We start from the raw sequence: 23,731 nt of genomic DNA on the forward strand, positions 1-23,731 counted from the left end.
GAGCGGGGTCGTCGTAGGGTCTACGCATGCCCCGCCACCGGCTCACCCTTGATGCGCGTTCGCCGTCGATCATCGTCCCGCTCACGGGACGCGACCTCACGGAGCTCGACGAGCAGATCGGGGCGCTGAACGCCGCTGGCGCCGAGTTCGGTGGGACTCCCCCAGCGGGAACCAGCCCCAATGCAGTCCAGCTGTTCGACGTCGTGGAGTGGCGTGTCGACTTCTACGAGCCGTTCACCGCCGGGGCCGGGAGTGATCCCTCCCCGGCGGTGGAGGCCCTGGAGCGGATCTCGGCGCAGCTGCCGGGGCTGCCGGTCCTGGCGACGTTCCGCACCCGCGCCGAGGGAGGAGACGCGGAGATCTCACCGGAGGCCTATCTCGCGCTGGCAGAGGCGCTCGCCTCGACAGGTCTGGCGGCGGCGATCGACGTCGAGTACCGTCACGCGCTCGCCGGGGACGCGATCGCCGCTGCTCACAGGCACCACACCCCGGTGGTGGCGTCCACTCACGACTTCGCCGAGACCCCGCCGGCAGAGGAGATCGTGGCGCGGCTCGCCGCCATGGAGGACGCAGGGGCGGACGTGGCCAAGATCGCCGTGACTCCACGCTCCGCGGCAGATGTGGTGACCCTCTTGTCGGCCACCGAGCAACGATTCCGGGTGGCCGGCATCCCGCTGATCACCATGTCCATGGGCGGACTCGGGGCCGTCACGCGGCTCGGCGGCGGCACCTTCGGCTCCTCGGCCACGTTCGCCACCGTGGGCGCGGCCTCGGCACCCGGCCAGCTCCCGGCCGAGGGGGTCCGCAGCGCACTGGACCTGCTCCGGACCGGGTCAGCTCCGGGCCTGCTCTGACCCGCACCCGGTTTAACCACCGGACCTGACCACTGGATCTGCCTACCGGATCACGGCCCCGCAGCCGCGAACCGGGAGAACTGAAATGCGGTCACGGCCTGGCCGGGGCCACGCCGTCACGCTCACGCGCGTCACGCCGCCCGCTCCGGCGCGCGAGGGCCACCAGCTCCCCCGCCGGTCCGGACAACTGTCGGGGCGGTCGCCACACCGCCCGCAGCTCGCGGTTCAGCTCGAGTCCCTCGACGTGGATGGCACGCAACTCGCCGGACGCCACCTGGTCGGCCACGGCGAGGGAGCTCATCACCGCCGGGCCCACGCCGTCGAGGACGCTGGTCCTGATGGCCGCCGCGCTCGCGAGTTCGAGAAGCGGCTCGGCGCGCTCGTACTCCTCGAGAGCCCGGTCCAGCGTGGTCCGTGTGCCGGATCCCGGCTCCCGCACCACGAGCCGCGTGGCCGCGAGCTCCGCGATGGTCGGTGGAATACGTCGACGCGCCCACGCATGGGACGGCGACGCCACCACCACGAGACGGTCCCGCGCGACGGTGCTCGTGTGCAGGTCGCGGGGCAGGGTAGGCGACTCCACGAACCCGACGTCACACGTGCCGTCCAGAACGAGCTCGGTCACCCGGACCGAGTTGTGGACCTGCAGGTGTATGCCAACCTCCGGCCGCGAACCCCGGAGCGCCGCCAGCCAGCGCGGCATCAACTGCTCGGCGACCGTCATACTCGCCCCCACGGTCAACGTCGCCGACCGCTCGGTCTGCAGACTCTCCGCCACGTCGAGCAACCGGGCCGCCTCCGCGAGAACCCGACGCGCCCAGTGGGCGATCACCGTGCCGTGCGGCGTCAACGTCGCACCTCGTGGGTGCCTCCGCAGCAACGGCGTCCCGAAGTGCCGTTCGAGTTGCTTGACCGCCCTGCTCGCGTTGGGTTGCGCCATGCCCACCCGCCTCGCTGCCGCGCTGAGACTCCCGTGCTCGTCGACTCCGACCAGCAGCTCGAGGACGACGAGGTCGGGCCAGGTCCGTGTCATGCCGTCAGCATATGACTGTCGGCTCAGTCATATCTTCTTGATATGTTTCGATATCGGATCGGGGACTACCGGACGGGACCCCGGTGCTCGACCCTGGAGACATGATCGGCGACCTGTCCACCCGCCCGCGCGGGCTCGCTCCCGGGGTCGCCGTCGCTCTCGCGGGCATGGCCGTGGCGATCTGGACCAGCCGCCTGGTCCCGGCCCTCAACCCGATGCTCGTCGCGATCGTGCTCGGTGCCGTGCTCGGCAACTCAATCCGCCTACCTCCGGGAGTCGGCGCCGGCCTGGCCTTCTCCGCCCGGACGCTGTTGCGGGTCGGCATAGCGCTGCTCGGCCTGCAGCTCCTGTTCGGCGACATCGCGGCGCTCGGCTGGCAGGTCATCGCGCTCGTCGTCGTCATCGTCGGGCTGGGCATCGCCGGCACCGTCATCCTGGGCGGCGCGCTCGGACTCGGCTGGACGCAGCGACTACTCATCGCCTGCGGATTCTCGATCTGCGGCGCCGCGGCGGTCGCGGCGGTGGACAGCGTCACCGAGGCCGACGAGGAGGAGGTGCTCACCGCGGTGACCCTCGTCGTCATCTTCGGCACCGCCATGATCCTCGCCGTTCCACTGCTGTCGAGTGCGCTGCACCTGTCGGACACCGCGGCGGGGATGTGGGCCGGTGGATCCATCCACGAGGTCGCCCAGGTGGTCGCGGCGGGAGGCGCCATCGGCGGCACCGCTCTCGGCGTGGCGACCGTCGTCAAGCTCGCGCGCGTCCTCCTGCTCGCCCCCGTGGTGACGGCGATCAGCATCCATCGGCGACGACTCGCAGGGGCGGGCGGGCACGCGACCAGACCGCCGATGGTCCCCGCGTTCGTCGTCGCGTTCATCGCGTGCGTCTGTGTGCGGTCGTCCGGAATCCTCCCCGAGGGGATCCTCGACGCCGCCTCGCTCGCGCAGACCGTGCTGCTCACGTGTGCGATGTTCGCGCTCGGTGTCGGCGTCCGCGTCGCCACCATGCGGAGGGTGGGCGCGCGGCCGGTCGTCCTGGCCGCCGCGTCCACCGTGTGGGTGGCGGGCATCGCGCTCGCGGGGGTCCTCCTGATCGGTCCCGTGCCCGCCGGGTGAGACGGGATCCGCCGCCGATGTGGCGTGCCTCAGCCGTACCGGCGCAGGACCTCGTCCCGCAGGCCCGTGGTGGCCACGTCGGCGATGTGCTTCTGCGCCTTCTTGACCACGGGGCCCGGCAACTTGATCTTCAGATCCACCTCGAGGTCAAAGACCACCTCGGTGGTGCCGTCCCCGTTGTCGGTGAGCACGTACCGGGCGTTCTGGATCTTCTGGGAACCGCTCTCGACCAGGGACCAGCTCACCTCGCCGTCGTACCACTCGTAGCGCACGACCATCTCGTCGGTGACGCCGTACTGGGCCACCTTCTCCCACACGACGATCGGCCACCCCTCGTCGTCGGCCTCCCTGATCTCGACCGCACGGTGGGCACTCGACCAGTCGACGAGGGAGCCGACGTCGGCCAGGACCTCCATGATCTCGGAGACGCCGGCCTCGATCTTCACAACGGACTGCACTGACACTGCCATGGCGGGAAAGCTACCCGCGTGGGGCTGTTCCGGGAGGAGGATCAGGACATGAGTTCGGGATCGTCAGCCCCTGATACCCGGCGCCACCGGAAGGTGGCGCTGCTGCGCGGGATCAATGTCGGCAAGGGCGGCCGGATCGCCATGCGCGACCTGCGGGCGTGCACCGAGGCCGCCGGCGGGACCGCGGTGACGACCGTCCTGGCCACCGGCAACGTGCTCGTCACCGACCCCAGGCCGGTGTCCGAGCTGCGCGCGGCTCTCGAGGCCGCATACGCGGAGCGGTTCGGCTACGGGGCGGTGGTGCAGGTCGTCACCCTCGATTCGCTGTCGGCGGCGGTGGCGGCCTACCCCTTCGACACGCTGGAGGAACACCACGACTACGTGGTGTTCTCCGACGACCCGGTGGTGACGACCCGGGTGACGCAGGCGATGCGCGCGGCGATCGAGGGGGCCGCTCTCGAGGCCGGGGCCGAGGCCATCAACGGAGAAACCGACGCGGCCGGTCACGCGAGCGACCTGGCGGTTGCCGGCACCGAGGCGGTCGCCGAAGGGCCGGGCTGCGTGTACTGGCGGGTCGCGAAGGGCTCGACGCTCTCCTCCGACGCCGCCAAGGTGCTCGACAGACGGGACAACAAGCGTCACCTCACCACGAGGAACGTCAGGACCCTGACCAGGATCCTCGCCGCCGGCTGAACCCGGAGCCGTGGGCCGACCGGTCACGCCGGTGAGGCGTCAGGGACCCTCGACGGATGCACCGATGGTGTCGACGAAGCCCGCGAGGGGCCCGAAGACCGCCGGGAAGATCCCGTCCCAGAAGGTCTGCAGCTGGCTGAAGTCGAAAATGGGCATGAGTAGCGCTCCTCGCACGGGGGCGGCGTACGGGCTCTCCGCGGCCACCGGGTTTCCCCGGAACACAGGATCGCGGCAGGGACGCCGGTCGCGCAACCCCGTGCACCCCGCGAGTCTCCGAACGGGTCTGGGATCCACCGCCTGGCAGACTGCCATCGATGCGCCCTGATTCCGTCCGATCGTTCGTGGCCGCCGCGGCACTGCTCGCGATCGCGGCCACGTCGGGGTGCTCAAATACCGGGACAGGTCCGGAGGCGGGACCTTCGGTGGAGGAGGACACCTCGTCGTCGTCGCGGATCGTGCCACCACCGGCCGCGCCCTCACGACCGGGGCCCCCACCGGTCACACCTCCACCGTCGACTCCGGTCCCGCTCATCGTCTCGGCCACGTGGGCGGACTCCGACTTCGGCGTCACGCTGAAGGTCGCGCCCACCCCGGCGGGCCGTGAGGCGTGGGGCGCCCTCGACGCGGACGCGGCCTGGCAGGAGGTGCTGCAGCTCGCCCCGGACGCGGACACCCCCGGTATGCGGGAGCAGTTCGACTGCCACTGGACGTGGGCGCGGATCCTCGAGCCGGACAAGCCCACCTGGAATCTGGAGCCGTGGCGTCCGGTGGTGGCGGACGAGCAGATGCTGGCCGAGGGCTGCAACCCGGGAGGGCCGGAGGTGTGAGCCCGACGCCTCGCCGGGTTCGGGTTCACGCACTGACGATGGCTCGACGCGGCGTGGCCGCAGGCCGGTCCCGGTCCGGATCCCGCGGCCCCGCCGCGCCTCCCCGGGCCCGCGGACCCGGCCCGTTGAAGGACCGCCGGACCAGGCCCGCACACAGTTCGTCCAACCAGCCCCCCACCGACTCGCGGGCCCGGGCGGTGTCCGGGTAGCGGCATCGCACGTGCAGTCCGGAGCCGTTGACCACGAACCACACCATCACCCCGTCCGTGCGGATCGCCGCGGACACGTGCTGCGGGCCCAGGCTCAGGTCCACGTCGATCGGCAGCCGCCGGTGGTCCAGCCACGAGATGGCGAACATCCCGGGCGTGTGCGGCATCCCGCCGTACGGTTCGAGGATCGGGCCCAGGGCGTGGGAGCCCAGCTCGACGGCGTCACGGACCGCCGCGGCGCAGGCGCGAGGATCGGGGTCGGAGCATTCGATCACCGAGTTGGTGATGAACCATCCCACGGAGTCGTGCCACCGCTCGTGGTGGCGTGAGTGCACGGGCAGCACCGCCCGCAGGCCCACCCCGGCACGCCGGCGGAACACGGCCGTCATCTCCGCCATCGCCAGGGCGATCATCCGCACGCCGCCCGCCGCCGCCTCGCGCTCGAGCGCGGCCACGCCGTCCGGGTCCAACACGTCGCGCACCTCCACCACCTCCTCCCGCGGGGTCGACAGGTCACCCAGGTCGAGCGGGAAGACCGGCATCCCGCCATCGGCGAGGATCTCCGCCCACCTGCCGTGCACCCGGGGCGGGGCGGGGGGTCGCTCCGCCAGCTCCCTGGTGTGCTCGGCGAACGCGGCCGCCGGGGCCAGGCAGGTGCCCGGTTCGAGGCCGCACGCGAGGTCGTCCAGGCACGAACTGAAGTCCCGCAGCAGGACCAGCAACGACCACGCGTCCACGTGCGAGTGGTCCAGGCCGATCACCACCACCGGCCGCTCGTCCCCGTCCTCCGGCTCCACCAGGCACAGTGCGTGGGACGGCGTCGCGAACGGGCAGCAGGCCTGATCGAACACCCGGCGCAGCACCGCGCGGGGGTCCTCGTCCGGCCCGGCCGGCGGCACCTGCCAGCCGAGCGGGTGCACGGTGACGGGGCGGAGCCGCAGCTCGTCGTCGCCCTTCTCTCCCCCCTCGAGCACCGTCCGCAGGGTCCCGTGCCGGGCGACCACGGCGAGCCACGCCCGCGCCACCTGATCGCGGTCGGCGGGGAACGGCAGGGCAAACGCCACCGCCATCCACGACCCGGCGCGACGGCCGAGCGAGGCGTGGCGCGCCTGGTCGAAGGACGGCGGCGTGTCCTCGCCCTGAACTGGGGTGATGTGTGTCGCAAACCGGTGCACGACGCCGGACGGGAGCGACATCCGCGTTACGGTGGTGAGCCTCATGCACCGCACGGTAGGAGCGGCGTGTTACGGGGAAAGGCGCGGATTGTGACGACGACGAGACGGCCGCACACCCTGGTCGGCGGGAGCGGGAACGCACTCGACCACGACCTCAGGGGCGACGGACTCCCGGTGGTGCAGCTTCACGGCCTGTCCTCGAGCCGGCGACGCGACGAGGTGTTCGGGCTGGACCTCACGGCGGGCCGGGACGGTCTGCGGGTGCTGCGCTACGACGCCCTAGGCCACGGCCGGTCACCGGGCTCCGCCGACCCCGCGGACTACACGTGGCCGGCGCTGGCCCGAGACCTACTGGCGCTGCTGGACGAGGTCTTCCCGGGTCGGCCCGTGCACGGGGTGGGCCAGTCGATGGGGGCGGCCACCCTGCTCACCGCGGCCGTGGCCGAGCCGGACCGGCTCGCCTCGCTCACGCTGGGGATCCCGCCGACCGCCTGGGAATGGCGTCGCGAGCAGGCGGCGCTCTACGACCTGGCCGCCCGGCAGGTCGAACGCTGGGGCGGGGCCCGCTGGGCCGAGAAGACCCGGCAGCCGCCCACCTCCCCGGCGATCGACCCCGACCGCCCGTTCACCGTCCCGGACGTCGCGGACGAGTGGTTGCCGGCGGCGTTCCGGGGCGCGGCCCTCACGGACTTCCCGTCGCGTGACGAGGTCGCGAGGGTCTCCGCTCCGGCACTCCTGCTGGCCTGGCCGGACGACGCCTCACACCCACTCGCGGTGGCCGAGGAGCTGCTCGACCTGCTTCCGGAGGCCCGACTCGAGGTGGCGCGCACACCCGCCGAGGTGGCGGCGTGGCCGCGGCAGGTGGGGGATTTCGTGCGAGGATACGGCGGCTGATCGGCGGGACTCCGGGGACCTCCGGGCGGGCCTTCCGGTGGCAACCCGACGGAACACGGCCGCACACTGGGCCCCATGCGCGAGACACAACGGAAGATCATCGACGCCCTCGGCGTCCGTCCCGAGATAGATCCCGCCGACGAGGTGGAGCGCCGGGTGCGGTTCCTGGCCGACTACCTGACCGCCAGCGGCGCGAAGGGCTTCGTCCTGGGGATCTCGGGCGGGGTGGACTCCTCACTGGCGGGGCGCCTGTCGCAGCTGGCCGCCGAGAGAGTCCGGTCCGACGGTGGTGACGCCGTCTTCGTGGGCATGCGCCTGCCGTACCGCGTGCAGCACGACGAGCACGACGCCGTCGCGGCCCTGGAGTTCGTGGCGGCGGACGAGTCCCTCACGGTCGACGTGGCGCCCGGCGTGGACGCGCTGAACGGGGAGATCCGGCAGGCCACCGGCGAGGAGCTGACCGACTTCACCAAGGGCAACACCAAGGCCCGCCACCGCATGGTCACGCAGTACGCCGTGGCCGGCGACCGCGGGCTCCTGGTGATCGGCGCCGACCATGCGGCCGAGAACGTCACCGGGTTCTTCACCAAGTTCGGTGACGGCGCCGCAGATCTCCTTCCGCTGTCCGGTTTGGACAAACGCCAGGTCCGGGCCCTGCTCCGTCACCTGGAGGCGCCGCAACAGTTGTGGGACAAGGTGCCGACCGCCGACCTGCTCGACGACGCCGAGGGCCAGACCGACGAGGCCGAGCTGGGGATCGGTTACGACGCCATCGACGACTACCTCGAGGGACGCGAGGTCCCCGTCCGGGCCGCCGAGACGATCGAGGCGGCATGGCACGGCAACCGCCACAAGCGCACCACCCCGGTCGAGGTGACCGACACCTGGTGGCGGCCGACCGGGCAGCCGGATGAGCCGACCGGCGAGGGAACGGCTCTTGTCGTGATCGACATGCAGAACTCCTACTTCGAGTTCCCCGAGCTGGCGGCGGTGCGCGACGAACTGGTCGGATCGATCAACGAGCTCATCCGCGCCGCCCACGACGCCGACCGCCCGGTGGTCCTGGTGCGGACCGAGCACGCCGAGGACGGCTCCACCTGGACCCTCAACATGCGCGAGGACGACCAGGGCTTCGCGTTCCCCGGCACCGAGCAGGCCCGGTTCCTCGACGGACTGGCGACCGGCGGCCACGTGGAGGTGGTCAAGACCCGGGACAGCGCGTTCTTCAAGACCAGCCTGAGAGCCGAGCTGGACAGGCTCGGCGCGAGCCGACTGCTCGTGTGCGGGGTGTCAACGCACAGCTGCGTGGCGCAGACCGCCATCGACGGCTTCGCCGAGAACCTCCACGTGGCCGTGGCCCGCGGCGCCGTCTCGTCGGACAACTCCCCGTTGTCCGAGGCGCTCCTGGAGTTCCTGCACGACCAGATGCGTCAGCCGCTGCTGGACCAGACGCAGAGCCTGGAGTTGCTGCGCACCGGCCACTGGCCCGACTGAGCTGCGCGATCGGGCGGTTCAGTCGGGCCAGTGGCCGGGCGGCTCAGCGGGAGCCGGCCGGGCGGCTCAGCGGGAGCTGACCGGTCGCTTCTCCCTGCCGTCCGGGTAGCGGGCGAAGCGGGTCTCGTCGTGAGCGTGGACGGGATCGTTCCGGTCCAGGTGCCAGGTGCCGAACACCCCGGCCCGGTACTCCTCCATGGCGGTCACGATGTCCTCGCGGGTGTTGCCGACGAACGGACCCTGCTGGACCACGGGTGCGCCGATCGGACGGGCCTGGAGCACGAGGAACGCCGCGCCGTCCGTGCCCGCGGTCACCGTGACGGCCTCGGGGGCGAGCACGGCGGCGTCGTAGCCGAGCCGCTGCGCTGCGACGGTCAACTCGCCGCCGTAGTTGTACAGGACCCGGGTGGCGGACGGATCGAACGCGGGGAGTTCGGTGCTGACGCCGGGGTCGAGGGTGACGATCCAGATGGCGAGGTGGTTCTCCGGGCGCGCGGCCCAGGAGTGCGGTGGCGGGTCGAGCGCGCGCACGCCGTCGATCTCTCCGGCGATCACCCGGAACCGCGCGGCGGCCCCCTCCTCGCCGCGGGCGATAACGGGCGTGTCCTCGGACCAGAACATGTCGAAGTATGGCTCTGCCGCCTTGTCCTCGGGCGCGAGGTTGAGCCAGATCTGGAACAGCTCCATGGTGTTGGGACCGTCGGGATTCAGCAGCGGGAACATCTCGGAGTGCGAGATGCCCGCACCTGCGGTGAGCCACTGCGTGTCACCGTGTCCGAAGCGGGCGGCGGCGCCCAGCGAGTCGGAGTGGTCGACCACGCCGTCGAGGACCACCGTCACGGTCTCGAAGCCGCGGTGCGGGTGCTGGGGGAAACCGGGGACGTCTGAGCCGTGGTACATGGACCAGCCGTCCTTGCCGGAGAAGTCCCCTCCGATGGACCTGCCCTCGAGCGAGGCCGCGGGGCGCATGGTCCGGCCCTCGGCTGCGGGGAACTCGTCGCGATGGTGGACAGCGAAGAGGAACGGGTCGACGCCCGGCCACTGCGCGCCCAGCGGGACGACCTGACGGATGGCGGACATGGGCTTCTCCTATGACGAGACGATTATTGCTGTCGCGTCATACAACTTCGGGTCGCCGTGGTTTGTTCCCACACCCGGCAGTGGCCCGATCAGCCCCGGGCCACTCAGCCCCGAGTCGCTCAACCCGAGCCACTCAACCCGAGTCGCTCAACCCCGGGCCACCACTCCGGTCACCGGTATCCGGCCGTCGACGGCCTGACGGAAGTTGAGCACCGCGCGCTGCACGTGATCGCCGGTGGAGACCACGACCGCGCCGGTGGTCCCGCGCTCGCGGAAGATACGGTCGGTGAACTGGGCGTTCTGGACGGTGGAGTTGGAGTTCCCCTCCTCCGTGATCCGCCACGGTGCGACGCCGGCGCCGCGGAGCCAGTCGCCCATCGCCCGGGCCTCGGTGCGGCCGTTCTGCGGAACGCCACCGGTCACGATGATGCGGGCGGTGGGGTACTCCTGCGCCAGCCGGAAGCCGGTCCTCAGACGCTCGTCGAGCACCGGTCGGATGCCGCCGTCCGGGAACAGGCCCGCGCCCAGGATGACGATGTCCGTGGTGAACGGGTTGACCGTGAGTACCGCAGGATCGTCGCTCGTGAGAGCCTCCAGCCCTCCGCACACCTGCAGCATGGACGGGTCGACGTTCTGACACCCCAACATGGTGAGGCCGTTGTAGAGCGCGACGCCCGAGGGTATCTCCGCGGAGCCCGCGGATGCGGTGCCGGCCCCTACGCCCAGCGCGAGCGCCGCCGTGGCCGCGACTGCGGCGAGACGGATCTGTGTCCTAGCCACGATAACGTTCCTCTCCCAAACCTTGTGGGCCATTTCGTGACCCGATAGTTATCGGTGGCGACGGTACCGCTGTTACCTGTGAGGCAAGATGGGCAAGAAATTCGCCGGGTAGCCTGATCGGCATGCCCGCAGGATACGACAAATCGACGGCCGTTCGACACCTCTACGTGGCGGACCCCCAGCTCGGGCGGCACATCGACACCGTCGGTCCGTGCACCCTCACGCCCGCCCCCGATATCGGACCGCACACCCTGTTCGACCGCCTGGCCTCCTCGATCCTGTCCCAGCAGCTGTCGGTCAAGGCCGCCGCGACGATCGCCGGCCGGCTCCGGGACCAGGCGGCCGGGCCTCATCATCTCGACCCGGGACGCGTCGCCGCCCTGTCCGACGAGGAACTCCGCGCGTGCGGTATCTCCCGCCCCAAGGTCGCCGCGCTGCGCGACCTGGCCGACGCGGTGGAGACCGGTCGGATCCCCACGCTGGCGGAACTGACCGGACTCGACGACGACGAGGTGGTCACCTCCCTGACCACCGTCCGCGGGGTGGGCCGATGGACAGTGGAGATGCTGCTGATCTTCCTATTGGACAGACCCGACGTGTTCCCCGTGGCTGATGTCGGGGTGCGCCGCGGATTCGAGCGCGTCACGGGGCTCGACGAGACCCCCACCGCCACCCAGATGCTCACCCGCGCCGAGAGCTGGGCCCCGTACCGGTCGGTCGCCTCCTGGTACCTGTGGCGGGCGGTCGACCAGACCGGCCAGGCGGTGCCCGCGCCGCCACCGCGTCCTGTCCGGTAGAACGGACACATGGCAACCACCGCATTCAAGGGAAACCCCGTCACCACGTCCGGCGAGCTCCCCGCCGTCGGCTCGACCGCTCCGGCCTTCGATCTGGTCGGCACCGACCTGGCACCCGTGACCTCCGAGTCACTCTCGGGCAAGAACGTCGTGCTCAACATCTTCCCCAGTGTCGACACGGGCGTCTGCGCTCAGTCGGTCCGCACCTTCAACGAGAAGGCCACCGACCTGGACAACACCGCGGTCGTCAACGTCTCGGCGGATCTCCCGTTCGCGCACAAGCGATTCGCCGCTGACGAGGGCATCGAGAACGCGTCCGCCGGCTCCACCTTCCGCGGCGACTTCGCGTCGGCGTACGGCGTCGAGATGACCGACGGCCCCCTCGCCGGACTGTGCGCCCGCTCGGTCGTCGTGCTCGACGCCGACGGCAAGGTGGTCTACACCCAGCTCGTCGACGAGATCACCACCGAGCCGGACTACGACGCCGCGCTCGCAGCACTCAACTGACACCGGCTCGGGCCTGACACTGCCCAGGCCACCGCAGACGGCAGACAGCGGCCCGCCCCTCCCCGGGGCGGGCCGCTGTCGTTCACACCGTGGCTGCTCAGACGGTGGAACCCACCAGGGAGAAGCGGCGCGTGGCCTCCTCGAGCTGGCCGAACAGCGTGGCGAGCTCATCGGCCCGGCGCTCGGCCGGCTCGACACCCTCCGGGCCGAACTCGGTGAACAGGCTCAGCGAGACCTGCTGGCGGACGCCGAACATGCGGAAGTTGGCGATGATCTGGCGCCAGTGCTCGACCGCGCGCACGCCACCCTCGGCGCCGTACGAGACAAAGGCGACCGGCTTGTCCGCCCACTCGTTGCCGAGCGAGTCGAAGGCGTTCTTGAGGCCGCCGGGGACGCTGTGGTTGTACTCGGGGGTCACAAAGACGAAGGCGTCGTAGGAGTCGATCGTGTCGCTCCAGCGCTGCACCCGCTCGTCCTCGTACTGCTTCTGCGCCGCACCCGGCACGGTGGCCGAGGTGAGCAGTGGGACGTCGAAGGCCTTGAGGTCGACCAGTTCGTAGGTAGCGTCCGGTCGCGACGCCGCCTGCGCCGCGACCCACTCGGCCACGGACTCACCGGTCCGCTCGTCACGGATACTGCCCAGGATGATGCCGATCTTCATTGGTGTTCCCTCTCGTCGGTGGACGTGCTCAGTGCCCCCACCATACTTGGTGATACGACAACTATCTAGCGCCTCCCGTAGACAGTGACCGACGCCACCGCGCACACCCGTCCACGCTCGTCCCGCGTGACCGCCTGCGCGATCCCCCAGCTCCGGCCGTCGTGGAGCGCCTCGGCGCGCACCGTGACCGGGCCGACGAGCGGGATCTGACGCACGTATCGCACGTCGAGCGACGACGAGCTGACCTCCCGCTCGTGCGGGAACACCGCTGAACCGGCCACCTCCGCCACGGCGGCGAAGACCCCTCCGTGCAGGTTGCCCAGCGGATTGGCCAACGCCGGCTCGGGAGCGATCACGGCCTCCACCGCGCGGGTGCCCGCCGGGCCGTCATCGTGGTGCGTCATCGTCAGGCACAGCACCTCGGCCAGCGTTCCCGGCGCCAGCGCGGAAGGCCAGGGCGGCTCGTCGTCATAGTCGTCCGGGTCCACGACCCCGGCGATCTCCATCGACTTGACCAGTCCCGCGGCGACCACTCGGCCGTCATCGTCGAGTACGTCGCCCCGCGTGGTGAGGCAATGACCGTCGTCGCCCAGGTGGTCCGTGCGCACGCCCAACCCGGTCGACCCCTCGCGGGGGCGCGCCAGCAGGTCCAGGCGGAGCTCGGTGGTGACGGTCCACATCCCCTCGGGCCGGTGGCGGTGGTTCTCGGCGCCGAGGCCGGAGTCGACCAACACGGCCAGTCCCCCCGTGGCGAAGCGACCGGACGGGTCCACGAACTGGTCGGCGACCGGCTGATGCCAGCTCACGGTGCCGTCGTCGGCCTGGCTGAAGGTCAGCCCCAGTCGTGGTTCCGGGCCGTGGTGCGTCGATTCCCTCATCTCGCGACGCTAACACGTGTTCCAGTCCTGCTCGACGGGCTCAGGTGGCCGCACAATGGGGTGGTGCCACTAAGAGCAGTGCCCCTAAGAGCTGTGCCCCTGAGCAGCGAGGTTCTCACGACGCCCCGGCGGTGGCCGATCCGCGTGGCCACCACCGTGATCGCCACCGCGATCGTCATGCTGGTGTTGGCCGCCGCTGCGGGAGGCGCGTGGCTGCTGCTGCGCTCGGCGGCGCACAGCGCGATCGACTCCGCCGACCGCACCCGGGCCGTCGACGTGGCGGGGGCGCTGTCCGCCCGTGGACCACAGGCCGCCCTCGAACTGGTCGCCGAGCCGCTGTCCGGTGTCGACCTCGTGAGGATCGTGGGACCCGACGACAGGCTGGTCGCCGCCCAGGTCACCCGGGGACTCGAGGACGTGCCCCCGGTGCCCGCTCCCGAGGCCGGGGAGGTCTCCCGGCACCAGCTGGAGTCGCCCAACGGGGCGGATCTGCGGGTGACGTCGGTGGGCGTGGACGTCGGCGGCGTGACGTTCACCGTCGACGTGGGCACCGACTCCGACCGGTACGACACCGTGCTCGCCGCCGGCGCGATCCTGTTCCTGTCGTTCGTGCCCGTGGCGGGCCTGGCGACGGCGGTGTTCGTCCACTACGCGATGGGGCGGGTGCTGCGGCCCGTCGAGTCGATCCGATCGCGGGTCGCCGAGATCTCCGCCTCCGGACGCGGGGACCGGGTCCCGGTCCCCGAGGCGGAAGACGAGATCGCACGCCTGGCCCGGACGATGAACGCCATGCTCGCCCGCCTCGACGCCGCGCGGACCGCGCAGGTGGCCTTTGTCGGCGACGCCTCGCACGAGCTGCGCAGTCCGCTCTCCACCCTGTCGACCCTGCTGGAGCTGTCCTCGACCTCCGGCACGCCGGTGGACGTGGAGACCGTCGACGAGCTCCTCCTGCCCGAGGTGCAGCGGATGAGGTCGATGGTCGAGGACCTGCTCCTGCTGGCCAAGAACGACGAGCGCGGTGTCCCACTGCGTCGCGAGGACGTGGACCTCGACGACATCGTCCTCTCCGAGGTCGGACGGCTCCGTGGTCTGGGCGGCCTCGACGTCACGGGCGCGGTGGAGCCCGCCCGACTGGTCGGCGACCCCGACGCCCTGCTGAGGGTCGTGCGCAACCTCGTCGACAACGCACGGCGGCACGCGCGCACGGCCGTGTCGATCGGGCTCACCGTGGATCGCCCCGCACACGGGGAGCCGCGCGCGGTGATCACCGTCGACGACGACGGCGAGGGTGTGCCACCCGATCAGCGCGACACGGTGTTCGACCGCTTCGCCCGCCTCGACGCCGACCGCGCCCGGGGCACCGGCGGGTCCGGCCTGGGACTGGCGATCGTCGCCGAGATCACCCGCTCCCACGGTGGAACGGTCCATGTCTCCGACGCGTCCTCGGGCGGAGCCCGGTTCGTGGTGGAGCTACCGGTCGAGACCATCGGGGAGCTCCCCGATCAGCCGTGACCGATCCGGGCCGCCACCACCCGCGGCGGCGCGCGACCGACCGGGCGGCGAGCGGATAGGATCAGCGCCCGTGTGGGCTCGCCTGAACCGCCTCTTCGACGCCGAGGACGTGTGGACCCGCCCGTTGCCGGAGAACTACCTCCGCGCCGACGTGGTCCTCGCCCTGGCGATGTTCGCCTGCTCGGCGGTGGGCCTGGAGATCCTGCGGAGCATGGGTGTGCTGGGCGGCGAGACCGCGCCGCTCTGGGCCCAGTACCTGGCCATGGTGAGCGCGGCGGCACTGCTGGCGATCCGGCGTCGGTACCCGCTCCTGACCGGTCTCGGGGCGACCGCGCACCTGCTGATCATCGGCAGCGTCATGCCGTTGGTGATGGGTCAGGTCTCCCAACAGGTGCTGTACTTCATCGCGGTCTACTCCGCGGTGGCGTGGGCCCGCGACAGGCGGGCTCTGGTGGGTGTCTCGGTGGGGATCGCCGCCGCGCTCGTCGTGTGGATGATCTGGTACATCGCGCTGGGATCCGGGATGCAGCAGATCCTCGACGCTCTCGACGACACCGACCGCTCGTCGGGGCTCGTCCCTCCCGTGCCCGCCTACCTCGTCTACACCGCCCTCATCAACATCGTCTACTTCGGGGGCGCCGCAGCACTCGGTATCACCTCGTGGCGGGGGGCACGTCGACGCCACGCCCTTGCCGAACAGGCCCACACCATCGAGGACCAGGCCGAGGCGTTGCGCGACCGCGCCGTCGTCGAGGAGCGACTGCGCATCGCGCGCGAGCTGCACGACGTGATCGCCCACCACGTCGCCGCGATCGGCGTCCAGGCCGGCGCCGCGCGCAAGGTCATGGGCAGCGACCCCGAGGCCGCGGCAGGAGCCCTGCGCACGGTCGAGGAGTCGTCCCGGTCCGCGGTCGGCGAGATGCGGGCCCTGCTGGGTGCACTCCGGTCGGCAGACCAGGCGACCGGCCCGAACGCCGCCGACACCGGCTCCGCCGACGTGCCCTCCGCCGACACCCCCACCGCTGCCGCCTCCGACCCCTCCCGGTCCGCCGGCCACGGGCTCGCGGACGTCGAACGACTGGCCACCTCGCTGGACACCGCCGGATTCTCCACCGACGTCTCGGTCGTCGCCGGCGCCGGGCATCCCCTCGACGAGGTCCCGCCACTCGTCGGCCTCTCCCTGTACCGGACCGCGCAGGAGGCGCTGGCCAACGTCCGGCGTCACTCCACCGCCGATCGGGCAGGGGTGGTCCTGCGCACCGGCGAACACCCGGACGGCACCCCGTACGCGGAGATCGAGGTCCTCGACGGTGGTCGCCCCCGTACCGGGACCTCGGGCAGCGGTCTGGGGCTGCTGGGCATGCGCGAGAGGGTCCGCTCACACGGCGGAGAGTGCGAGATAGGCCCCCGGGTGACCGGTGGGTATCGCGTCCGCGTGAGGTTGCCGTACCGCCCGAACCTCGACGGGGACCGGGCATGACCGGGGCCCAGGGGGGCGAGGGCCCCGGCGGGAGCCACGGCCACGCGGGTGTCCACGGCTCCCCCGGTGTCCACGGCTCCCCCGACGTCCACGGCTCCCCCGACGTCCTGCGCGTACTCGTCGTGGACGACCAGGCGCTCATGCGCTCCGGTTTCTCGATGATGCTCGGCGTGGAGCCGGACCTCGAGGTGATCGGCGACGCCGCCGACGGCGCGAGCGCGGTCGAGCTGTGCCGACGACTGCGCCCCGACGTCGTGCTGATGGACGTCCAGATGCCGGGGACCGACGGCATCGAGGCGACACGACTCATCACCGGCGAGGGCCTCGCGAAGGTCCTCATCCTCACCACCTTCGACCGCGACGACTACCTCTTCGACGCCCTCCGCGCCGGAGCGAGTGGCTTCCTGCTCAAGAACTCCGACCCCGACGACCTCGTCGACGGCGTCCGGGCCGTGGGCCACGGCCACGCCCTGCTCGCTCCGGAGGTCACTCGACGAGTCATCGAACGCCTGGCCACTGCCCCGCAGTCGACCGGAGCCGGCACTGCCCAGGGGCCGGGGCACGACACAGGAAACCGCACAGCGCGCGGCACTGAGCCCGGCACTGAGTTCGGCCCTGAGCCCGGCTCCGAGTCCGGCGCGGTGCCGTCGCATCCTCTGAGCCTCGACCTGCTCACCTCCCGCGAAACCGAGGTGCTGCGTCTGGTCGCCCAGGGGTTGTCCAACGCGGAGATCGCACGCACTCTGGTCGTCGGCGAGGCCACCGTCAAGACCCACGTGTCGGCGTGCCTGTCCAAGCTCCACCTCCGCGACCGCGTCCAGGCGGTCGTCCTCGCCTACGAGGCCGGCCTGGTCCACCCCGGCGAGTGATCCGCGACGAGCAGTCGACCGTCCGCCGTCCACCTCCCCCCTGAGGGGGAGATCTCCCCGCCCCTTCCCGGAGAAGTCATCCTCCCGGCTGATCCGCCGAGGCACCCACCGGCAATAGCGTGGACCGGGTACAGGACACCAGGGAGGACACGATGCTGGAACTCGACGGGCTCACCCGACGCTTCGGTGAGACCCTCGCCGTGGACGATGTCGGATTCGGGGTCCCACGTGGGGCCATGACCGGCTTCGTCGGCGGCAACGGCGCCGGGAAGACCACCACGATGCGGATGATCATGGGCGTGCTGCAGCCCACTGCGGGCACGGTCACGTGGCAAGGCCGGGAGGTGACCGTCGCCGACCGTCGCACCTTCGGGTACATGCCGGAGGAACGCGGGCTCTACCCGAAGCAGCCCATCCTCGACCAGCTCGTCTACCTCGGCAGGCTTCAGGGGCGCAGTCCCGACGGGGCCAGGCGGTCGGCGACGGACCTGCTGGGGCGGTTCGGGCTCGGCGACCGCACCTCGGACAAGCTCGAGTCGCTGTCCCTGGGCAACCAGCAGCGCGTCCAGATCGTCGCGGCGGTCATCGGCGGGCCGGAACTGCTCGTCCTCGACGAACCCTTCTCGGGCCTCGACCCGGTCGCCGTCGACTCCATGGTCGACCTGCTGCGCGAGCACACCACCCAGGGCGTGCCCGTGCTGTTCTCCTCTCATCAACTCGACCTGGTCGAGCGGCTCTGTGACAACCTCGTCGTCCTGTCCCGCGGGCGGGTCGTCGCCCGCGGGACGGTCGACGACCTCCGCCGACGGGGACGCGTCCTGCACCGCCTGGTCGTCGGCACGGACGCCGGGTGGGTCCGGGGTCTCCCGGGCGTGCACGTCGTCGACGTCGACGGACCCACCGCGCTGTTGGACCTCGACCGGCCCGAGGCGGCCGACCTCGTCCTGCGTGAGGCACTCACCCGGGGCAGCGTTCGTGAACTCGCCGAGATCGTCCCCACCCTGTCCGAGATCTACCGCGAGGTGACGTCATGACCACCACGACCACCACCCGGCCGCCGTCGACCGATTCGGCGTGGCGCATCGTCGCCGGGCGCGAGATCATGGTCAAACTCCGCGACCGTAACTTCATCATCTCCACCCTCACCACCATCGCGATCTTCATCGTCGCCTTCGGTCTGTCGTTCTTCCTCGGAGGGCGCGATGGCGAGAAGACCGTGGCCGTCGCCTCGAACGACGCCGCGGCCATCGTGCAGGCCGCCGCCAGCGCCGAGCCCGCTGCAGCCGGCGCAGGCTCGGACGAGGGCACCGGGTCCGACTCGCCACCGGCGGCCGGTCCCCCGATCGAACTGTCCGTCACCGAGGTCGCGAACCCCGAGGCCGCCGAGCAGGCGGTACGGGAGGGAGAAGCCGACGCCGCCCTGCTCGGCGCACCCGGCGGGTGGACGCTCGTCGGGTCGGACGGGGTCGATCCCGACATCGCCGCCGCCGTGGGGGCCGTGGTGGCTGCCGACGCGCTCGAGCGCAACGCGGCAGCCGTGGGCACATCCGTCGCCGACCTCACCACCGGGTCCGTCGTGCAGGAACGGCTGCTCGATCCGAACGGGGCCGCCGACGAGGGCGTGCAGTTGATCGCCGGGTTCGTCTTCGTGTTCCTGTTCTACATGGCCGCCATCCTCTTCGGATACGCCATCGCGAACAGTGTCGTCGAAGAGAAGCAGTCGCGGATCGTCGAGATCCTGGCCGCCGCCATCCCGTTGCGCCAGTTGCTGGTCGGGAAGGTCGTGGGTGCCACTGTGCTCGCACTCGGCCAGATGGTGGTCTTCGTGGCCATCGGACTGATAGGGCTGACGTTCACCGACTACGCCTCGTTGCTGCCCTCGATCGCGGGTGCGGCGGGGTGGTACCTGGTGCTCTTCGTGATCGGTTTCGTGGCGCTGGCCTGCCTGTTCGCCGTGGCGGGGGCGATGGCCACCCGCGCGGAGGATGTGCAGTCCACGTCGTCCCCACTACTGACGCTCATCATGGTGGCGTCGTTCGCCGGCCTGTTCCTCCAGGACACGTGGCAGGTGATCGCCTCGTACGTGCCGATCATGTCGACGGTGACGATGCCGATCCGCCTGGTCGAGGGCTCCGCCGCGTGGTGGGAGCCGCCGGTCGCCGCCGTGATCACCCTGGTCGTCGCCGGCGCTGTCATGGTGGTCGCCGAGCGGGTGTACCGGAGGTCGATCATGCAGACCGGCGGCAAGCTCACCTACCGTCAGGCGCTCTCGCTGGCCGAGTGACCGGGGCGGGTTGTCCGCAGGCCGTGTGAGGTGGGCGGTGTGGGGCTGGCGAGGTGTCGGGGGGCGGTCATCCCCCGGCCCTCGCCACCTCGCTGTCCACCAGCCGGTACCCCTGACCACGCACGGTCTCGATCGCACGGGCACCGAACGGGGCATCGATCTTCCGACGCAGATAGCCCACGTAGACCTCGACGATGTTGTCGTCCCCGTCATACGCGGCATCCCACACCGCCCGGAGGATCTGCGGCTTGGAGACCACCTGGTTGCGGTTCCTGATGAGGTATTCGAGGACCGCGTACTCGCGGGCGGTCACCGGGATCCGTTCCCGGCCTCGCCGTACCTCCCGCGCGGCGGGATCGACCTCCAGGTCCCCTGCCCTGAACGACGTCGGCCGCTCGGGGGCTCCGCGCCTGACCAGCGCCCTGAGCCGCGCCTCCAGAACGACGAAGGAGAACGGCTTGACCAGGTAGTCGTCGGCGCCCAGATCGAAGGCGTCCGCCTCGTCGTACTCCCCGTCCTTGGCGGTGAGCATGAGCACGGGGGTCCAGATCTCGCGGCGGCGCATCTCCCGCACGACCTCGTATCCGCTCCGTCGCGGCATCATGATGTCCAGCACCACCACGTCGAAGTCCCCGTCGGCGGCCATGTCGAGACCGACCTCACCGTCAGGGGCCGTCTCCACGGCCCATCCGCCGGCGACGAGCCCGCGTCGCACGCTCTCGAGAAGCGCCGGCTCGTCGTCGACCACGAGTACCCGCATACAGTGCCCTCCGACCGTGTCCTGTTCGACCGTGTCTCGATCGCCCGTGTGGCCCGCGACGCCTACTCGGCCGCCGGGTCGATCTCCTGGTCCATCTCCTCCGCGGGGACCAGTGAGTCGGCGTGACGCCGGACCACCTTCGCCGGCACACCGGCAACGGTCGTGTGCGGCGGCACCTCGTCGAGCACCACCGAACCCGCGGCCACCCGCGAGCAGTCACCCACGAGCACGTTGCCCAACACGATCGACCCCGCCGACAACAGCACTCCCGAACCGATCTTGGGGTGGCGGTCGCCGTCCTCGTTCCCGGTCCCGCCGAGGGTGACGCCCTGCAGGATCGAGACACCATCGCCGATCACGCAGGTCTCACCCACCACGATCCCGGTGGCGTGGTCCACGAGGATGCCCGAGCCCACGCGCGCTGCCGGGTGGATGTCCATCGCGAAGACCTCGGACACCCGGCTCTGGAGGAACGAGGCCGCCATGACCCTGCCCGCGTTCCACATCTCGTGCGCCACGCGGTGGACCTGGAGTCCGAGGAATCCCTTGGCGAACAGGTAGGGCACCAGGTAGTTGGGATAGGCCGGGTTTCGCTCGAAACTCACCACCAGGTCGGCCGCGACCGCCTCCAGGACGTGAGGATGCTCGACCAGGACCGCGCGGATCTCCTTCTCCAAGACGTGCCGGCCGATCTCGGGGGTCGCGATGCGGGAGGCGGCGAGCCTCGCCAGGGATTCGCCCAGGTCGTCGCATCCGTCGATGAGATCCAGGACCAGACCGGCGATCAGGGGCTCGTCGCGACTCTGCGTGGCATCCACGGACAGCCGGTCCCAGACGGCGCGGACGGAGGAGTCGGCCTCAGTCTGCGGGACGCAGGGGTTCTCGATGCTCAGCTCGATGGTCACCCGGTACAGGGTAGGCGCGTTCCGCTTTCCGGGGCGAGTCACCTCGGGATCGGGTGCGGCGGGTGCAACGGGCGCGGCGGGCGCGGCGGGCGCGGCGGCGGGCCCGCGTTCGCCCCGGCGCAGGATCCGGCGGGGGCGCAACGCTCGACGGGGTCGCGCCGGCCCGGGCAGGATGGAGCCATGATGCTCATCAACGTGCGATTTGACGTCAAACCCGAGTTCGCCGACTCCTGGCTCGAGATCACCCGCGACTTCACCGACGCCACCAGAGCCGAGCCCGGAAACCTCTGGTTCGACTGGTACAGATCACCCGATGCCCCCACCACCTTCCTTCTCTGCGAGGCGTTCCGCGACGGAGATGCGCCAGCCGAGCACGTGGGCTCGTCGCACTTCACGGAGTTCACCGGCTCCGCCGCGCAGTACCTCGAGCGCACCCCGCGGATCATCAACACCACGGTCGACGGCGAGGAGTGGGGAACGATGGGCGAGATCACCGTCGATTAGCCTGATCGGGTCGCAACGCACCTCCCCGCCACCGCGCCCCGCCACACCGTCCGGCGGCCCGGCGACCCGGCGGCCCGGCGGGTCAGAACGGTGGCGGGTCGACCACTGCGGCGGCGTGCTCCTCTGCGCTCCGCGCGTGCTGCCGGGCCCGGCGCTCGAGGATCAGCAATTCACGTTCGCCCTGACGACGGGCTCGTCGACGGCGTTCCCTGGTCGTGTACCGGAATCCGATGAAGACCCCTCGCGGGGAACCGTCGCTGTGCGTGGGTTCGCGACTGACCTCCCCCGGGGCACTGTCCACGCGTGGGGCGCGGCAATCATCGTCGCGGTCACCCGAATCGTGAGCAGCTCCATCACCCGGGAAGACCTGTCCAGGTGACACCCTCGTGCGGGCCTGCGCGGGCCGGTCCGGCCACTGAGCGGCCTCGGACTCCGCCTCGACCGCCTCCTCGACCTTCCGTGCGCGGGCCAGGGGGCCCGAGGGCCAGGTGCGGACGGTCCGACCCGTCTCCGTGACGATGTCGACCACGCCCTGAGGGTCCACGCTGTATCTCCAGCCGGAGAAGGTCTTGAGCCGGTGGTGCGTCCGACACAGACAGATGAGGTTCCACTCGACTGTCAGTCCACCAGTCTCCGGATCCTCCTTGATGAACGGGATCACGTGGTCCACATCGCAACGATCAGCGGCGACCGAGCATCCTGGGTGACGGCAGGTGCCGTCGCGGAGTCTGATCCGTCGGGCCAGCCAGCCCGGGACGGAGTACTTGAACTCGGCGCCCTGATCGGAACCGGCCCGTCCGGTGAAGACGGTCTCGAAGGTCGCCCCGCGGGCACGGTCGAGAAGATCCTTCAGCATTTCCAGGGAGCCCTCCCCCGAACGGCGGAAGAACACCTCGGACCCGCCGTCCCCGGTCATGACCACGGTGATGTGCGGCTGCAGAGGTTCGGCGAGACCGTGTCCGTCAGCGGGGCTCCCCGTCCGAGCCATGGACGGGTCCGGGGCGGGGTGCGCGGCGGAGCCTGTGTCGAGATCTGCGGCAGGGACCGGGGAAGAGCTCGGACCCACGGTCGCGAGATCGACCAGGGCGTCCGCTCGGCGCTCATCGGCACTGCGGTCGTCGACGGGCGCGCCGCCCTCGTCATCGTTGTGGCCGTCTCGACGGCCTGCGCCTGCCGTGTGTCTGGACCAAGTCCCGGTCCCCGCCATCTGGTCCAACCGTTCCGCCAGAACCTCGGCGCCGGCGGCGCTGAGACTGGCAGAGACGGACGCCATGCCATCCGGCGCCTTCCGGATCCACACGCCACGGCCACGGATGGCCTCCTGCTGGCGTCTGCGCACACCGTCAGGGTCGACCCGACGGACTGCGCGGTCCATCATCCGCCGGAGTTGACCCAAACCCGGTCGACTACCGGCGTCAAGCGATTCAACGTAGCGGCGCGCCGCCAGCTCGGCTGCGTCACGGCACAGCGCGTCGTCGGTCACCCCGCGAAGACAGCTCACCATCGTGCCCGCCGTCCGCTCGTCGATCCGCCCGGACTCGATCTCCTCGAGAATCGCCGGACAGCGTTCGACCAGTTCAACCGCAAGGTCCACCATGGAACCCGCCCGGTTCGCGTGGACTCCCAATGTCACAGCCAGCTCCGAACGCGCGAGCTCCCATGGGTCGACGGCGGCGTGATCGCGGACGGGGCGCTCGGAGTGGTGGGCGACGTCATCGATGGCCCGAACGTGCTCGACGGCGGCGTCGAAAGTCCTGTAGACGGCCCGAATGCGCAACCCCGCCGCGCGATTCTCGGCATCGACAGCGAGACGAGCGATCTCGGACTCGCACGCGAACAGCCGCTCGGTCTCCCTCGACTTCATAACACCCCCATCGCCTCTATGTTCGATAGTAGTCGAACATAGAGGCGAACACTGGGGCCTTCTCGGTGAGGAGTTGCTTATTCATC

At 70.9% G+C, this 23,731-nt stretch carries 24 protein-coding genes and 1 pseudogene; 15 read left to right on the plus strand and 10 right to left on the minus strand.

Annotated features, from left to right (window positions below; genetic code table 11):
* The first annotated feature begins 26 nt into the window (after positions 1–26).
* A complete protein-coding gene (aroD, locus tag A6048_RS16300; RefSeq protein WP_107746879.1) occupies positions 27–854 on the plus strand; it encodes a type I 3-dehydroquinate dehydratase in 828 nt (275 codons plus the stop codon).
* A 91-nt stretch (positions 855–945) separates the two neighbouring features.
* Here aroD and A6048_RS16305 read toward each other — a convergent pair whose 3' ends face one another.
* Positions 946–1,887, minus strand: a complete 942-nt coding sequence (locus tag A6048_RS16305) for a LysR family transcriptional regulator (RefSeq protein WP_107746880.1) — start codon at positions 1,885–1,887, stop codon at positions 946–948.
* Positions 1,888–1,988: 101 nt separating this feature from the next.
* On the opposite strand from A6048_RS16305, the gene A6048_RS16310 reads away from it, so the two are divergent.
* Positions 1,989–3,002: a YeiH family protein gene (locus A6048_RS16310; protein WP_107746881.1), complete on the plus strand. Its 1,014-nt coding sequence runs from the start codon at positions 1,989–1,991 to the stop codon at positions 3,000–3,002.
* 29 nt (positions 3,003–3,031) lie between these two features.
* On the opposite strand, the gene A6048_RS16315 is transcribed toward A6048_RS16310, so the two are convergent.
* Positions 3,032–3,472 (minus strand): SRPBCC family protein, encoded by a 441-nt coding sequence (locus A6048_RS16315; protein ID WP_107746882.1) that lies wholly within the window; start codon positions 3,470–3,472, stop codon positions 3,032–3,034.
* Between the two features lie 48 nt (positions 3,473–3,520).
* Here A6048_RS16315 and A6048_RS16320 point away from each other — a divergent pair, with 48 nt between their 5' ends.
* Positions 3,521–4,165, plus strand: coding sequence for a DUF1697 domain-containing protein (locus tag A6048_RS16320; RefSeq protein WP_107747241.1), 645 nt, complete (start codon positions 3,521–3,523; stop codon positions 4,163–4,165).
* A gap of 314 nt (positions 4,166–4,479) precedes the next feature.
* On the plus strand, positions 4,480–4,992 hold the full coding sequence (locus tag A6048_RS16325; RefSeq protein ID WP_107746883.1) for a DUF2599 domain-containing protein: 513 nt from the start codon (positions 4,480–4,482) through the stop codon (positions 4,990–4,992).
* Positions 4,993–5,017: 25 nt separating this feature from the next.
* Here the strand turns inward: A6048_RS16325 and A6048_RS16330 are convergent, their stop codons facing one another.
* On the minus strand, positions 5,018–6,421 hold the full coding sequence (locus tag A6048_RS16330) for a condensation domain-containing protein (protein ID WP_107746884.1): 1,404 nt from the start codon (positions 6,419–6,421) through the stop codon (positions 5,018–5,020).
* A gap of 45 nt (positions 6,422–6,466) precedes the next feature.
* Between A6048_RS16330 and A6048_RS16335 the strand changes: the two genes are divergently transcribed.
* The 3 genes and pseudogenes from A6048_RS16335 (at position 6,467) to A6048_RS18865 (ending at position 8,764) form a co-directional block, all read left to right on the plus strand.
* The gene (locus A6048_RS16335; protein ID WP_107746885.1) at positions 6,467–7,270 is read left to right on the plus strand and encodes an alpha/beta fold hydrolase; all 804 of its coding nucleotides are present in this window, start codon (positions 6,467–6,469) and stop codon (positions 7,268–7,270) included.
* A 75-nt stretch (positions 7,271–7,345) separates the two neighbouring features.
* Positions 7,346–8,164: pseudogene (gene nadE, locus A6048_RS18860) on the plus strand (ammonia-dependent NAD(+) synthetase); the annotation flags it as partial.
* A 48-nt stretch (positions 8,165–8,212) separates the two neighbouring features.
* The gene (locus tag A6048_RS18865; protein WP_342352598.1) at positions 8,213–8,764 is read left to right on the plus strand and encodes a cysteine hydrolase family protein; all 552 of its coding nucleotides are present in this window, start codon (positions 8,213–8,215) and stop codon (positions 8,762–8,764) included.
* Between the two features lie 66 nt (positions 8,765–8,830).
* Here A6048_RS18865 and A6048_RS16345 read toward each other — a convergent pair whose 3' ends face one another.
* Both A6048_RS16345 and A6048_RS16350 read right to left on the minus strand, forming a co-directional pair.
* On the minus strand, positions 8,831–9,844 hold the full coding sequence (locus A6048_RS16345; protein WP_107746887.1) for a pirin family protein: 1,014 nt from the start codon (positions 9,842–9,844) through the stop codon (positions 8,831–8,833).
* Positions 9,845–9,991: 147 nt separating this feature from the next.
* On the minus strand, positions 9,992–10,624 hold the full coding sequence (locus A6048_RS16350; protein ID WP_107746888.1) for a YdcF family protein: 633 nt from the start codon (positions 10,622–10,624) through the stop codon (positions 9,992–9,994).
* Positions 10,625–10,746: 122 nt separating this feature from the next.
* On the opposite strand from A6048_RS16350, the gene A6048_RS16355 reads away from it, so the two are divergent.
* Positions 10,747–11,421, plus strand: coding sequence for a DNA-3-methyladenine glycosylase family protein (locus A6048_RS16355; protein WP_107746889.1), 675 nt, complete (start codon positions 10,747–10,749; stop codon positions 11,419–11,421).
* 9 nt (positions 11,422–11,430) lie between these two features.
* Positions 11,431–11,928 carry a thiol peroxidase gene (gene tpx, locus A6048_RS16360; RefSeq protein WP_107746890.1) on the plus strand — a complete coding sequence of 166 codons (498 nt, stop codon included), beginning with the start codon at positions 11,431–11,433 and terminating at the stop codon, positions 11,926–11,928.
* A 97-nt stretch (positions 11,929–12,025) separates the two neighbouring features.
* Here tpx and A6048_RS16365 read toward each other — a convergent pair whose 3' ends face one another.
* Entirely contained in the window at positions 12,026–12,589 is a 564-nt protein-coding gene (locus A6048_RS16365) for an NADPH-dependent FMN reductase (protein ID WP_107746891.1), read from the minus strand.
* 65 nt (positions 12,590–12,654) lie between these two features.
* Positions 12,655–13,467: a PaaI family thioesterase gene (locus A6048_RS16370; RefSeq protein ID WP_107746892.1), complete on the minus strand. Its 813-nt coding sequence runs from the start codon at positions 13,465–13,467 to the stop codon at positions 12,655–12,657.
* Positions 13,468–13,611: 144 nt separating this feature from the next.
* On the opposite strand from A6048_RS16370, the gene A6048_RS16375 reads away from it, so the two are divergent.
* The 5 genes from A6048_RS16375 to A6048_RS16395 all read left to right on the plus strand — a co-directional run bounded on the left by A6048_RS16375 (position 13,612) and on the right by A6048_RS16395 (position 19,612).
* Positions 13,612–14,979 carry a sensor histidine kinase gene (locus A6048_RS16375; protein WP_235027297.1) on the plus strand — a complete coding sequence of 456 codons (1,368 nt, stop codon included), beginning with the start codon at positions 13,612–13,614 and terminating at the stop codon, positions 14,977–14,979.
* Positions 14,980–15,049: 70 nt separating this feature from the next.
* A complete protein-coding gene (locus A6048_RS16380; RefSeq protein ID WP_107746894.1) occupies positions 15,050–16,459 on the plus strand; it encodes a sensor histidine kinase in 1,410 nt (469 codons plus the stop codon).
* Positions 16,460–16,599: 140 nt separating this feature from the next.
* The gene (locus A6048_RS16385; RefSeq protein WP_235027301.1) at positions 16,600–17,328 is read left to right on the plus strand and encodes a response regulator; all 729 of its coding nucleotides are present in this window, start codon (positions 16,600–16,602) and stop codon (positions 17,326–17,328) included.
* Positions 17,329–17,480: 152 nt separating this feature from the next.
* Complete coding sequence (locus A6048_RS16390; protein WP_107746896.1) at positions 17,481–18,362, plus strand: ABC transporter ATP-binding protein; 882 nt, start codon at positions 17,481–17,483, stop codon at positions 18,360–18,362.
* Positions 18,359–19,612 carry an ABC transporter permease gene (locus A6048_RS16395; RefSeq protein WP_107746897.1) on the plus strand — a complete coding sequence of 418 codons (1,254 nt, stop codon included), beginning with the start codon at positions 18,359–18,361 and terminating at the stop codon, positions 19,610–19,612. The genes A6048_RS16390 and A6048_RS16395 overlap by 4 nt, the downstream gene beginning before the upstream one ends.
* Before the next feature lie 67 nt (positions 19,613–19,679).
* Here A6048_RS16395 and A6048_RS16400 read toward each other — a convergent pair whose 3' ends face one another.
* Together A6048_RS16400 and A6048_RS16405 are read right to left on the minus strand one after the other, a co-directional pair.
* Positions 19,680–20,372, minus strand: coding sequence for a response regulator transcription factor (locus A6048_RS16400; RefSeq protein ID WP_107746898.1), 693 nt, complete (start codon positions 20,370–20,372; stop codon positions 19,680–19,682).
* 62 nt (positions 20,373–20,434) lie between these two features.
* Positions 20,435–21,277 carry a serine acetyltransferase domain-containing protein gene (locus tag A6048_RS16405; protein ID WP_107746899.1) on the minus strand — a complete coding sequence of 281 codons (843 nt, stop codon included), beginning with the start codon at positions 21,275–21,277 and terminating at the stop codon, positions 20,435–20,437.
* Positions 21,278–21,457: 180 nt separating this feature from the next.
* Here A6048_RS16405 and A6048_RS16410 point away from each other — a divergent pair, with 180 nt between their 5' ends.
* Positions 21,458–21,781, plus strand: a complete 324-nt coding sequence (locus tag A6048_RS16410; protein ID WP_107746900.1) for a putative quinol monooxygenase — start codon at positions 21,458–21,460, stop codon at positions 21,779–21,781.
* An 82-nt stretch (positions 21,782–21,863) separates the two neighbouring features.
* On the opposite strand, the gene A6048_RS16415 is transcribed toward A6048_RS16410, so the two are convergent.
* Complete coding sequence (locus A6048_RS16415; RefSeq protein ID WP_107746901.1) at positions 21,864–23,645, minus strand: HNH endonuclease signature motif containing protein; 1,782 nt, start codon at positions 23,643–23,645, stop codon at positions 21,864–21,866.
* Positions 23,646–23,731 lie beyond the last annotated feature (86 nt).

The organism is Dietzia psychralcaliphila (assembly GCF_003096095.1).
Lineage (GTDB): Bacteria > Actinomycetota > Actinomycetes > Mycobacteriales > Mycobacteriaceae > Dietzia > Dietzia psychralcaliphila.